The 12,328-nt window shown below is 65.2% G+C and carries 14 protein-coding genes; 12 read left to right on the forward strand and 2 right to left on the reverse strand.

The window, feature by feature from the left end; translation table 11 throughout:
* Positions 1-596: 596 nt before the first annotated feature.
* Both K1X71_10400 and K1X71_10405 read right to left on the reverse strand, forming a co-directional pair.
* Entirely contained in the window at positions 597-2,015 is a 1,419-nt protein-coding gene (locus K1X71_10400) for an aldehyde dehydrogenase family protein (GenBank protein ID MBX7073546.1), read from the reverse strand.
* Positions 2,016-2,116: 101 nt separating this feature from the next.
* Positions 2,117-2,299 (reverse strand): hypothetical protein, encoded by a 183-nt coding sequence (locus K1X71_10405; protein MBX7073547.1) that lies wholly within the window; start codon positions 2,297-2,299, stop codon positions 2,117-2,119.
* Between the two features lie 457 nt (positions 2,300-2,756).
* Here K1X71_10405 and K1X71_10410 point away from each other — a divergent pair, with 457 nt between their 5' ends.
* The 12 genes from K1X71_10410 (at position 2,757) to K1X71_10465 (ending at position 12,267) form a co-directional block, all read left to right on the forward strand.
* Positions 2,757-3,947 (forward strand): N-acetyl sugar amidotransferase, encoded by a 1,191-nt coding sequence (locus K1X71_10410; protein ID MBX7073548.1) that lies wholly within the window; start codon positions 2,757-2,759, stop codon positions 3,945-3,947.
* A 56-nt stretch (positions 3,948-4,003) separates the two neighbouring features.
* Positions 4,004-4,210 carry a hypothetical protein gene (locus tag K1X71_10415; protein MBX7073549.1) on the forward strand — a complete coding sequence of 69 codons (207 nt, stop codon included), beginning with the start codon at positions 4,004-4,006 and terminating at the stop codon, positions 4,208-4,210.
* A gap of 551 nt (positions 4,211-4,761) precedes the next feature.
* Positions 4,762-5,058, forward strand: coding sequence for a hypothetical protein (locus K1X71_10420; GenBank protein MBX7073550.1), 297 nt, complete (start codon positions 4,762-4,764; stop codon positions 5,056-5,058).
* Between the two features lie 164 nt (positions 5,059-5,222).
* Positions 5,223-5,816: a sigma-70 family RNA polymerase sigma factor gene (locus tag K1X71_10425; protein ID MBX7073551.1), complete on the forward strand. Its 594-nt coding sequence runs from the start codon at positions 5,223-5,225 to the stop codon at positions 5,814-5,816.
* A gap of 575 nt (positions 5,817-6,391) precedes the next feature.
* Complete coding sequence (locus K1X71_10430; GenBank protein ID MBX7073552.1) at positions 6,392-6,754, forward strand: hypothetical protein; 363 nt, start codon at positions 6,392-6,394, stop codon at positions 6,752-6,754.
* Positions 6,755-6,759: 5 nt separating this feature from the next.
* Positions 6,760-7,494 (forward strand): hypothetical protein, encoded by a 735-nt coding sequence (locus K1X71_10435; GenBank protein MBX7073553.1) that lies wholly within the window; start codon positions 6,760-6,762, stop codon positions 7,492-7,494.
* Positions 7,491-8,375 carry a hypothetical protein gene (locus K1X71_10440; GenBank protein MBX7073554.1) on the forward strand — a complete coding sequence of 295 codons (885 nt, stop codon included), beginning with the start codon at positions 7,491-7,493 and terminating at the stop codon, positions 8,373-8,375. The genes K1X71_10435 and K1X71_10440 overlap by 4 nt, the downstream gene beginning before the upstream one ends.
* Positions 8,376-8,468: 93 nt before the next feature.
* Complete coding sequence (locus K1X71_10445) at positions 8,469-8,621, forward strand: hypothetical protein (GenBank protein ID MBX7073555.1); 153 nt, start codon at positions 8,469-8,471, stop codon at positions 8,619-8,621.
* Positions 8,618-8,932: a hypothetical protein gene (locus tag K1X71_10450; protein ID MBX7073556.1), complete on the forward strand. Its 315-nt coding sequence runs from the start codon at positions 8,618-8,620 to the stop codon at positions 8,930-8,932. The genes K1X71_10445 and K1X71_10450 overlap by 4 nt, the downstream gene beginning before the upstream one ends.
* A gap of 40 nt (positions 8,933-8,972) precedes the next feature.
* Complete coding sequence (locus K1X71_10455; GenBank protein ID MBX7073557.1) at positions 8,973-10,985, forward strand: YjhG/YagF family D-xylonate dehydratase; 2,013 nt, start codon at positions 8,973-8,975, stop codon at positions 10,983-10,985.
* 17 nt (positions 10,986-11,002) lie between these two features.
* On the forward strand, positions 11,003-11,782 hold the full coding sequence (locus K1X71_10460; GenBank protein ID MBX7073558.1) for a creatininase family protein: 780 nt from the start codon (positions 11,003-11,005) through the stop codon (positions 11,780-11,782).
* A 32-nt stretch (positions 11,783-11,814) separates the two neighbouring features.
* On the forward strand, positions 11,815-12,267 hold the full coding sequence (locus K1X71_10465) for a PaaI family thioesterase (GenBank protein MBX7073559.1): 453 nt from the start codon (positions 11,815-11,817) through the stop codon (positions 12,265-12,267).
* The last annotated feature ends 61 nt before the right edge of the window (positions 12,268-12,328 follow it).

Raw genomic sequence — 12,328 nt, forward strand, 5'->3', positions numbered from 1 at the left:
GCGGCCAGCGGTCATTCCAGCACCGTAGCCTGGGGTCAGCGCTAGCGCCACCCCAGGTACATATTGGCGCATTCCGTGTCATTCATCACCGAGGGCTCTCTTCTCCCTCGCCCCCGCGCAGCAGGGGGAGAGGGTGGCGGTCGCCAGACCGCCGGGTGAGGGGGGCGCTTCTCTTGATTTGAAAAACCCTCATCCGGCCTTCGGCCACCTTCTCCCAAAGGGAGAAGGTCGAACTCGACTCACCTCTCGCGCTAGCGCCGCCCCAGTACGCGTTCATCCCCGAGGGCACTCTTCTCCCTCGCCCCCGCGCAGCAGGGGGAGAGGGTGGCGGTCGCCAGACCGCCGGGTGAGGGGGGCGCTTCTCTTGATTTGAAAAACCCTCATCCGGCCTTCGGCCACCTTCTCCCAAAGGGAGAAGGCCGAACTCGACTCACCTCTCGCGCTAGCGCCGCCCCAGTACGCGTTCATCACCTAGGGCGATGCCCTAGGCTACGGTGAATGCTTGGCCGTTGGCCAAACAGGCGCCTCCGCGTCTTGGCGTCTCGGCGGTTCAACTTTCTCCCTAGCCACTATTCACTCGCCACTCACCACTTCCCTCAATCCACTCCATGCACAATCACGGTCTTGCTCTCGGTCATTTCCAGAATCGCGTACTTGGGGCCCTCCTTGCCCAGGCCGCTCTCCTTGAGTCCGCCGTATGGCATCAGGTCGGCCCGCCACTGCGGTCCCCCATTGATGTGGATGTTGCCGCTCTCGGCGTCGCGGGCAAAGCGCAGCGCGCGGTTCAGATCGCGCGTGAAGATGGCCGCGCTCAACCCATAGCGACTGTCGTTGGCCAGGCGCAGCGCGTCTTCCACGCTGGCCGCGCGGGTCACGGCCACCGCCGGGCCAAACAGTTCGTCGCAACTGACGCGCATCTCGGGGCGCACATCGGCCACGATGGTTGGTTGAAAGAGACCGCCGTCGCGCGATCCGCCTTGCACCACCCGCGCGCCGCCGGCGACCGCCTCGCCGATCCAACTTTCCACGCGCGCGGCGTCTGACTCGCGAATCATGGGGCCCATCTGGATCGCCGGGTCGAGCGGGTTGCCCGTCGAGATGTTGGCGACCAGCGGCGCAAGCGAGTCGATAAAATTGCCATACACTTTGGCGCCGGCGATGATTCGCTGCGCCGAGATGCACACCTGCCCGGCGTTGGCGTAGCCGTTGACCGCCACGGCGCGAGCGGCCAACTCCAGATCGGCGTCGTCCAAAATGACGACCGGGCTGTTTGAGCCCAGTTCGAGCGTCACTCGTTTGATGCCGGCGGCGCGGGTGATGTGCTCGCCAATTTCGCGGCTGCCGGTGAAGCTGATCTTGCGCACGCGCGGGTCGCCGCAGATGGCGTCTCCCAGTTTGCCGCCGGGGCCGGTCACGCAGGCGATGGCCTCGGGCGGCAGGCCCGCCTCCAGCAATATCTCGACCAGCGCCAGCGCCGACAGCGGGGTGTCGCTGGCGGGCTTGATGATGACCGCGTTGCCGCCGGCCAGCGCGGGGCCCACCTTGTGGGCGACGAGGTTCAAGGGAAAGTTGAACGGCGTGATCGCGGCCACCACGCCGCACGGCACGCGAATCGTGAAGCCAAGCCGCCCCGCGCCGCCGGGCGCCGCGTCGAGCGGCAACGTCTCGCCGGTCAGGCGGCGGGCTTCCTCGGCCGATAGCTCCAGCACCTCGATCGCGCGGCCCGCTTCTGCCCGCGCCTCGGCAATGATCTTTCCTTCTTCGCGGCTGATCGTTTCGGCCAGATTGTCCTGGCGCTGGCGCACTAGCGCGGCGGCGCGGCGCAGGATGCCGGCGCGGTCATAGGCAGCCAGGCCGCGCATGATCTCGGCGCCAGCGACCAGCCCGGACAAGGCCCGATCGACATCGGCGAGTGTGCCCCGTGGCACGGTGTCGACAATCGAGCCATCGAAGGGGTTGACGACGTCGATCGTCTCGTCGGCGCCGGTCCACTGGCTGGCGATGAACATCTGCATGGCGGCCTCGCCCTCCCTGCCCGCTGCAAGCTTTTTCTGTTTCGCGTACTAGACACTCCAGAATCGTAACGCCGCGCGGCAGAGAATCGAGAGGGGAAGCGTCACTCGCGGGCAAACGGCATGCGCGGCGGCGCGGTTTCCCACATCAGATCGACTTCTTCGGGGGTCAATCCGTAGGCCTCGTTGACCAGATCGCTAATCCGCCGCTCCAAAACCAGCGCTTCGGCGGCGCGCTCGCGGGCAGGGGCGATGGTGCGTTGCCACTCGTCGCGAAGGCTGGCCAACCCGGCGGCGCTAAGCGGCCGTCGCCGCCCGCGCAGCTTTCTCGCTTCGGCGACCCATTCGTCGCAATCGAGTTCGGTCGCCGCTTGCAGCTTCTTGTGTCCTGGTTCAGCGTGAACTGGAATTTTCGCATCGTGGCGTTAGCGGGTTAGGGGGTTGTTAAGGGTTCAAGCTCCTGGGGCTACTCGCGAAGTCGCCTTTCATATCTCAGCGGCCACGATCTTCCGCGCGGCTGGCGTGTGAGCGCGCCACGAATTTGACCCCTCCGGCGGGCTCACTTATCATGCCAAATCCCCCCCGATGGACGGCGGCGGCCCAGCGCGGCCGGCGCCAAGACGGGCCTTGCGCCCCACAAGTCGGCGGGGCCGCTGGCGATTGGTTGAACCTTAAACGCCTCGCCGGCTCACGCGAGCTTCTCCTCTTATATCTACCGCACCCAACGCCGAGGCTGTTCTCCGCATGGCTGAAGCCACCCTGCACACCCCCCAGGCAGGCCCAGCGCCCGGCGCGGCGCCCAAGAAGGTCTACAAAACCTGCACGCGCTGCGTGATGGACGAGCGGGCGCCAAAAATCCGCTTCGACGCCGACGGCGTTTGCACGCACTGCCACGTTCACGACATGCTCGCCCGCATGTTTCCCACCGGCGAGCAGGGAGACGCCTTCCTCAAGAAAATGGCCGACCGCATGCGGCGCGACGGTCGCGGGCGGCAATACGACTGCATCGTCGGCCTCAGCGGCGGGCGCGACACCACCTATTGCCTCTACAAGTGCGTGCAACTCGGGCTGCGGCCGTTGGCGGTCCACTTCGACAACGGCTGGGACAGCGAGATCGCCAAGAACAACATTCAACGCGTCTGCGACAAGCTCGATGTCGACCTGCACACCATCATCGCCGATTGGGAAGAATCGCGCGAGCTGACCAACTGCACCATTCGCGCGTCGTTGCCGTACATCGACCTGACCGACGACATCGGCATTGTCCGCGCGCTGTACGACAGCGCCGCCGAGGAAGGGGTGCGCTGGATCATCCACAGCCATTCGTTCCGCACCGAAGGCATCAACCCCTTGCTCTGGAACTATGTCGATGGCCGCCTGGTACGCAGCCTCATCAAGCGCTTCGGCCGCATGAAGCTAAAGCACTTCAAGAACGTCGACCTGCGGCACTTTCTCTATTGGGCGGTGATCAAGCGGATCAACGTCTTCACCATCACCAATCATTACGACGACGCCGACGCCGAGATCGACGAATTCCTCAAGCGCGAGTTTTGCTGGCAGGACACCGGCGGCTGGCATTTTGACAACGAGATTTTTGGCCTCCAGTGCTACTACACGCGGCACAAGTTCGGCTTCGATTGGCGCATGGTCGAGGTCGCCGCGCTGGTCCGCGAGGGACTCATGAGCCGCGACGAGGGGCTGGCCAGGCTCGACGAAGTGCCCGCCATCGAGCGCAAGGAAATCGTCGACTACGCGCTGAAGAAGCAGGGCATCTCGGAGGCGGAGTTCGCTGAGATCATGGCGGCCGAGCCCAAATACTTCACCGACTACCCGACGTACTACCCGATCTTGAAGCTCTTCCGCCTGCCGATCAAATGGCTGTGCCGGATGAACGTGCTCCCCCCGCACGCGTACGAGAAATACTTTGAGCTGTAAGAGGGGGGCGGGAACCTGTTAACGACTAACAACCGCTGACACAGCGGGCATCTCGTATGAGCACCGACGGCGAATCGATTTTGCGGGCGGCGTTGCAACTCTCGGAGGCGGACCAGATCGAACTGGCCACGCGTCTACTGGCGGAAGTCTCGCCGCCGGGCACGCTGTCGCTCGACGATCCGGCGCTGTTGGACGAACTCGATCGCCGCGCTCACGATGGCGCCGATACGATCCCTTGGCGCCAGTTGGAAGCCGAAGGCTGATGGCGCAAAGAAATCGCCCAGGGGTCGGCGGTCCCCCTGGGCGGTGCAACCAACTTGTTACGGATGGTCAGGTTAGCTTGCTGACTTCAAAATCGTTGAGCGAGCCACCAGCGGTGATTCGCACGCCCGCCTTGCCGGCAGCGCAGTAGGGGGAAAGGGTGGCAGTCGCAAAACCGCCGGGTGAGGGGGGCGCCGGATCAACTCGAGGGCGGGAACGCCTGGCGAAAAACGCGCCCAACCGCTTCCGTGCTTTCGAGTTACGGATATTGCTTGTTCGGCACGGCCGCCGCCAGCGATTCCCCCTTCAAAAAAATTCTTCTCCCCCGCGAACCTGGCGGCCGATGGCTTGTCTGTATCCAAATCGCGGGGAGATTTGCGGGCCTGGGGGTCAGTCCCATCGCTGTTAAGGCAAACTGGATTGACCCTGACGCCAAGTCGTGTCAGGCTTGTAAGGACATCCCCGGCGAGGTGAGGAAAGGCTGACCCGTCAGCCCGGACTCACTCGCAACCAACTTCTTTTTCTCGAACGCGCTTAGCGCAGGATGACATCGATGCGTACGCAGTTCAACGCCAACACGACCAGCCGCGTCCTTGGTAACCGCCAAGACAGCCGCTTCGTGACGGTCACGAACAGCGGGCATGCGATTGCGCTAACGCACTCCATTCCTGCATGGCACTGGTATGCCGCGGCAACCGAGATGCGCGCTACAGCAATGAAGCGCGCATTGAAATCGGCATGTCGCGCGCTGACCGGCCGACTGGCAAGCGTACGCGTACGCCTGTCGTCGGTGGTCGTCGATCGCAGTAGCGATCGCCCGGCGCCGCCCGCCTGCGTCAGTTTGGTCTAACGCGAAAGTATTCGCCCCAGATCAAAACTGAGACTCGACGCAGGCCGGTCCTAGCCGACACGGTGGAGCTTGGCGTTTTTCGCCATGTTTCACTCGCGAGGCCAGGTTTTCGGCGTGGCTGTCATTGGCCCCATTCGTTCACGCCTTACGCAGGAATTATTCATATGCAACTGCTCGAAGAAGAAGACTTACTGACCCTCGAACCGCTCGAAGAACAAACGGTCGGCCAGTTGGTGCTGGCCGCTCAGGACGGCGACCGCGACGCCTTTGGCGAGCTGGTGCGGCGCTTTGAGCAGGCGGTGCTGGCCATCGCGCTGCGGCGGCTGAAGAACTACGCCGAGGCGCAAGAACTGTCGCAAGAGGTGTTTGTGCAGGCGCTGCGCAAGCTCGACCAGTTGCGCGAGCCCGAGTGCTTTGGCGGCTGGTTGCGATCGATCACGGTGCGGTTGGCGATCAACCGCATGGTGCGTCGGCAGCCCGAGCGCGGGACCGAGCCAGAGACCTTGGCCGCGACCTGCATCGAGACCAAGACGCCGCTGACCGAGGCCCTGGCGAGCGAGCGGCGCCGGCAGGTGCGCGACAGCCTCGATCGGCTGCGCAAGCTGGACCGGGAGACGCTAGTGGCGTTCTACGTCGAGGGTCAAACGCTGATCGAGATGTCGACGGCGTTCGACTCGCCGATCGGCACCATCAAGCGGCGGCTGCACGTCGCCCGCAAGCGACTGGCGCGCGAGCTCGAGTCGCTGGCCGTGGCGTGAGGGCTTGTGGTCAGTTGAGGATTAGGAAAGCAATGCCATGCGTCACGGCGCTGGCCGTGGCGCATGGCCTGTTGCTGAAAAACCATCCCCTAGGGCGATGCCCTCGGCTGCGGTGAATATTCTGCGGCGAATAGAACGCGTGTGGCCTCATTCCAGCACCGTAGCCTGGGGCCAGCGCAGCGCCGCCCCAGGTACGCTGTCGCCAAACATTCTCCGCGCCGCTGCGTCTCTGCGGTTCACTTCTTCCCCCTCGACGCGCTCGCCGCATTTTGCACAAAAAAAGCGCTTGCTTTTTGAGCCACGAATTTTGTATTAATGGAGTCGTCAAGCGGCGACTCGCTCGACAGGCATGACCGAACCCAAAAAAACCCGGACGACCTGACCCACTTTTGATCCCGCCACGCGGGACCACAACTCAACGTATACCTGCCGGGTATTGAATCCACTCAAGCCCAGGCGCTGATCGCGGTGATCGGCGCCTGGGCTTTTTTTGTTGCGCTTGCGAGACAGCGAGCCACACCGAAGCAAGCCGTTTTGTGACGATTCCGTCCCTTGGAAAGACAGGAGAACAGATCATGCCGTGCTCGTTCAACTATCCGCAAACCTTTCCGGTCGATTGCATTCAAGAGCTGATCGCCATCGTCCGCGCCGGGACGTACCGCCAGAACGTGCAGCCACTGGCGCATGCCGCCTGGACGGTGCAGGGCTATGTGCAAAGCCTGGCGCTGGGCGCGCCGGCGCCGGTGGTGGTGGGCGCCGATGCGGCAGCGATCCGCGCCCAACTGACCGAGTTGCAATCGGCGCTCGCGGCGCCGGCGGTTGGCGCCGAGCCAGACGCCGCAGGGCTTTCGGGCAACCTGCTCTTGGAACTGGTGGTGAGTTGCCTGTTGCCGCTGGTGCGGCAGCTTGTGGCCGATTGGCTCAGCCGCGAGGAGTGATGGCGATGTCGCACTTGGCTGTAGCGTTATTGGTGACGCTGTGCGCGACGCCGCCAACGGCAGTGGTTGAAGGCCCCAGCCATGCGCTGCCGGGCGACCTGGTGGTGCTCGACGCCAGTCGTTCGCAGGCGGCCGGCTTCGCCTGGGTGTTGGCCGACAGCGACAAGACGTTTCTGGCGGTCGACGACGGGCGGCGAGTGGTCTTCGCCACCGCCCGACCTGGGCGCTACACCTTTGTGCTGGTGGCGGCCACGGCCGAAGCCAGCGGCGCGCCGCGCGTGGCGCTGGCCAGGCATATCGTCGAGATCGGCGCGCCGCCGCCCGAGCCCGGCGCGGCGCCCGATCCGCCGGCGCCGCTGCCGCCGGGGCGGTTTGGCCTGGCCGAGGAGGCGCGCCGCTGGGCGGGCGCAGTGTCGCTCCCCCCGGCCGATCGCCAGCGGACGGCGCGGCTGGTGGCGGGCAACTTTGAGACCGTCAGCACGGCCATCGCCGCCGGCGCGGTGAAGAACGTCGACGCGGCGCTCTCGCAACTCGTCGCAGCGAATCAAGCGGCGCTGGCGACCAGCGAATACGCCGCCTGGAAGAACGACTGGAACCCCAGCTTTCGCGCGGCGATGCAAAAGCTCGACGAGGCGGGGCGACTCGCCACGCTGGCCGACGTGGCCGACGCGTTTCGTGAGATTGCGGCTGGCCTCAACGCGGTGGCGGCCCAAGCAAACTGGCACAAGGAGCGACTATGAAAAAATCGTTTGGCTGGCTTGGTCCGCAGGCGGCGCGGCGCGCGTGGGACGCCTTTGCCGACCAGTTTCCCGCGTTCGAGATCCAAGGCGCCGCCACGTCAACGGCGGGCAAGCGCGCTTGCCTGTGGGAGGCCATGCAGCGCGTGACGGGGGACTACCTGCCGAACATCCGGCAAGAGATTGGCGACTGCGTTTCTTGGGGCGCGCGCAACGCGGTCGATCACACGGCGGCGGTCGAGATCGCGCTGGGGGAGCGCGAGCAGTTTCGCGCGAGCTTTCCGCCGTACTTCTATGGCATCAGCCGTGTGCAGGTGGGAGGCGGCAAGCTCGGCAATAGCGATGGCTCGCTGGGCGTGTGGGCGGCCGACGGCGTGCGCCGCTACGGCGTTCTGGCCGCCGACCAGCCAGATGTGCCCGACTACTCGGGGCGTGTGGCCAAGGAGTGGGGCTATCGCGGCCCGCCGAGCGCCATGATCGAACTGGCGCGGCCCCACCCATTTCGCACCACGGCGCGGATTCGCAGCTATGCCGAACTGCGCGACGCCTTGGCCAACGGTTACGCCTGCACGATCGCCAGCTTGCGGGGATATGCCATGCGGTTGCGCGACGAGCACGGCAAAAGCTGGTTCGTGGGGCGCGACACGTGGCCGCACCAGATGGCGCTAGTCGCCGTCGACGACGACCCCGCGCGGCCCGCGGCCTATCGGCTCAATTCGTGGGGGCCCGACGCCCATGGGCCGCAGCTCGATGGACCACCCGGCGGCGGCTGGTGTCATGCGGAAGAACTCGATCGCGAACTGCGCGACGACGGCTGCGAGTGCTTCGCGTTCAGCGGCTTCGAAGGGTTCCCCGCGCGGCCGATCGATTGGAGCGCGTTTTGACGCGCGGCGCTAGTTGGAGCTTGCGATGCGACTCTGCGGTTTTGACGTCAATCAAGATGGAGTGAATGGCAATAGCGAAACAGGAGCAAAGCGATGAACGAACCTTTGATACTCGATGGCGAATTGATTGTGACCGAAGACGGCTCGGTGGTGGTGGGTCGCGAGGAGTTGGCCAGCGCGATCTACGAATGGTGTCATGGTCGGCTCGACCAGGCGCGCGTGACGATTGAGGAGGTGGAAGAATGAAGCCCGCCGACCTGTTGTTCGAGACGGCGATCGCCAGTCTGTGCGGCGGCGCGGCGCTGGTGGCGCAGTTGGCCGCCGAGGCAGCGTCGCCGAACTTGCCCGCCGTCGATTTTGGCAATCTGACTTCGACCGCCATTCTCGGCTGGTACGCCTGGCACACCACCACGCGGGCAATTCCGCAGCTTGTGGCCGACTTTCGCCAGGAGTTGCAAGAGCACCGCGAGGCATTCCGTCGCGAACTGGCCGCCGAGCGCGACAGTCATCGCGCGCTGGTGTTTCATCTGGGCGCGGAACAGTCCGACAAACAGTGAATCGGCGATCCATAAACCAGACGGCTGCTATACTCACGGCATGACTGCTCCGCGCGCCACTTTCCGCTTTGAAGAACTGGTCGAGTCCCCCGCCGCCGCGCTCGCCGAATTAAAGACCGCCGCGCCCGGCCCGGCCGGGCAGTTGCCGCTGACCGCCGAGATGCTGCGCGAAAGCCCCAGCGGCGACCTGTTTGGCCTGACGCAAAACGCCGGCATGGGTTGGTCCCCGGTGGAAATGCTTGGCCCGCAGTATTTGATATTGAGCACGCAAGGGGGGCTGCGCGCCGAGGACGGCCGCCCGGTGGCGCTGGGCTACCACACAGGACACTGGGAAGTGGGCCTGTTGGTGCGCGAAGCGGCGCAAGAACTCAAGGCCGCCGGCGCCGTGCCATTTGCCGCCTATTGCAGCGACCCGTGCGATGGTCGCACGCAAGGCACCACTGGCATGTTCGACAGTCTGCCGTATCGCAACGACGCCGCGCAGGTGCTGCGGCGGCTGATCCGCTCGCTGCCCACGCGCCGCGGCGTGCTCGGTGTGGCCACTTGCGACAAAGGCCTGCCCGCCATGATGATCGCCCTGGCGGCGATGCACGACCTGCCTTGCGTGCTTGTCCCCGGTGGCGTGACGCTACCGGCCAGCGACGGCGAGGACGCGGGCAAGGTGCAAACGATCGGCGTGCGCTTTGCGCAAGGGGAGCTGACCTTGGAAGAAGCCGCCACGCTCGGCTGTCGCGCGTGCGGCTCGCCGGGGGGCGGCTGCCAGTTTCTTGGCACGGCCGCCACGGCACAGGTGGTGGCCGAGGCGCTGGGGCTGGCGCTGCCTCATTCGGCGCTGGCGCCATCTGGCCAGCCTGTATGGCTCGACATGGCGCGACGCAGCGCGCGGGCGCTGGCCACGCTCGACGCGCGCGGTATTTGCACGCGCGACGTGCTCACCGACCACTCGATCGAAAATGCGCTGGCCGTGCATGCCGCGTTTGGCGGTTCGACCAATCTCTTGCTGCATGTGCCGGCAGTGGCGTTCGCCGCCGAACTGCGGCGACCCACGGTCGACGACTGGGCGCGCGTCAACCGCGCCGTGCCGCGACTGGTCGACGCGCTGCCTAACGGACCCATGAACCATCCCACGGTGCAAGTTTTCTTGGCGGGCGGCGTGCCCGAGGTGATGTTGCATCTGCGCGACTTGGGGCTGTTGCATCTCGACGCGCTGACCGTGACCGGCGAACCGCTGGGAAAGAATCTTGAATGGTGGGAACAGAGCGAGCGCCGCGCGCGGCTGCGCGAGCTTTTGCAAACGCGCGACGGCGTGTCGCCCGACGACGTGATTCACTCCCCAGCCAGTGCCCGCCAGCGCGGACTGACCAGCACCATTTGTTTTCCGGTCGGCAACCTGGCGCCCGAGGGCTCCGTCATTAAGAGCACGGCGATCGATCCGGCAGTGGTGGGCGCCGACGGTGTGTATCGCAAGACGGGCCCCGCGCGAGTCTTCACCAGCGAACGCGAGGCGGTCCGCGCGATCAAGGGACAAACGGCCGCGCCGGTGCGGGCCGGCGATGTGCTGGTGCTCATCTGCCGCGGACCAATGGGGACCGGCATGGAGGAGATCTACCAAATCACTTCGGCGCTTAAGCATTTGCCGTGGGGACGCGAGGTGGCCGTACTCACCGACGCGCGATTCTCCGGCGTGAGCACCGGCGCTTGCATCGGACATGTCGGCCCCGAGGCGCTGGCCGGCGGGCCCATCGGCAAAGTGCGCGAGGGGGATCGCATCCAAATCATCATCGACCGCCAGCGTCTGGTGGGGAGCGTCGATCTGGTGGGAGACGCCGAACGCGAGTTTGGCCCGGCCGAGGGAACGCGTGTGCTCTTGGCGCGTGAGCCGCGCGCCGATCTGGCGGCCGACCCGGCTTTGCCGCTCGATACGCGCCTGTGGGCCGCGCTGCAGGAGGCCAGCGGCGGCGCCTGGGGGGGCGCGGTGTACGACGTGGAGCGGATCGTATCGCTGCTCGCGCGCGGACTGGCCGCCGAACAAGCCGACGAGCGCGACGCATGAATCAACCAGCACAAAAGATGCCACCCTGGAAGCTGGCCGAAGCCACCTACGCCGATATCAAAGACGCCGCGTACCAGGTGGCGGTGCTGCCGTTTGGCGCCACCGAACCGCACAACTTGCACCTGCCGTACGCCACCGACACGTTGGAGGCCGACACGGTGGGCGCGCTTGCCTGCCAGGCGGCCAGCGCGCGCGGCGCGCGAGTAATTCTGCTTCCGACGATACCCTATGGCACGGAGACAAATCAGCGCGCCTGCCGACTATCGATGAACCTGAACCCCTCGACCTTGGCGCTAGTGATTGGCGATCTGGTCGCGTCGCTCGTCGGCCACGGAATTCGCAAGATCGTGTTGCTCAACAGCCACGGCGGCAACGATTTCAAACCGGTCTTGCGCGAGCTGGCGGGCAAGTCGCCGGCGCAACTTTTCTTGTGCAATTGGTACGCCATGCTCGCCGCCGAGCAGCGCGAGATCTTCGCCGATCCGGGGGATCATGCCGGCGAGATGGAAACCGCCTTTGCGCTGGCCTACTTTCCCGCGCTGGTTCGCAAAAACGCCGATGGCTCGCTGGTGGCCGACGACGGCGCCACCGCCAGCACACGGTTCGAGGCGGTGAATCGCGGTTGGGTTTCGATCACCCGGCCGTGGCACTTGCTCACCACCAACACCGGCAGCGGCAATCCGCACCCGGCCACGGCCGACAAGGGGCGGCGTTTTGTCGAATTAGTGGTTGAGCGCATCGCGCAGTTTCTGATTGAATTGGCGGCGGCACCGCTCGACGAGCGCTTTCCGTATTAAACGCTTCGCAATCACCCACGTAATTCCATCTCATGACGCTAGAACCCTTCAGCAAACAAGGTGTGCTCGACTTTGCGAACGCGCTGCCGTTCTTCAATCTGATTGGCCTCAAGATCGTCGATGTCGGCGATGGCTACTCCAAGGCCGAGATCACCTATCGCAATGACCTGTGCCAGCCGGCCGGCATTCTGCATGGCGGCATGATCGCCACGCTGGTCGACACCGGCATCGCCCACGCGCTGCTCATGACCGACGCCTTTCGCCGCAACTCAGAAGTCGGCGGCACGATGGTTTCGGTCGATCTGCGGATCAAATACTTTCGCCCCGTTTCCGAAGGCATCATCACCTGCGTATCGAAGATTCCGCGGTTGGGGCGGCACATCATTCATGGCGAGAGCATCGTAACCAGCGCCGACGGCAAGGAGGTCGCCCGCGGCGATTCGATTTACATGATGGTCGTGCCGGAGCAATTGCGGGCAAAGTAGGGGGTTGCACGGCTTCCCATCTGCCCGTGGTTTCGACCGGCTGGGTTGCCTAAAATGGCGG

This window comes from Pirellulales bacterium (assembly GCA_019694455.1).
Lineage (GTDB): Bacteria > Planctomycetota > Planctomycetia > Pirellulales > JAEUIK01 > JAIBBY01.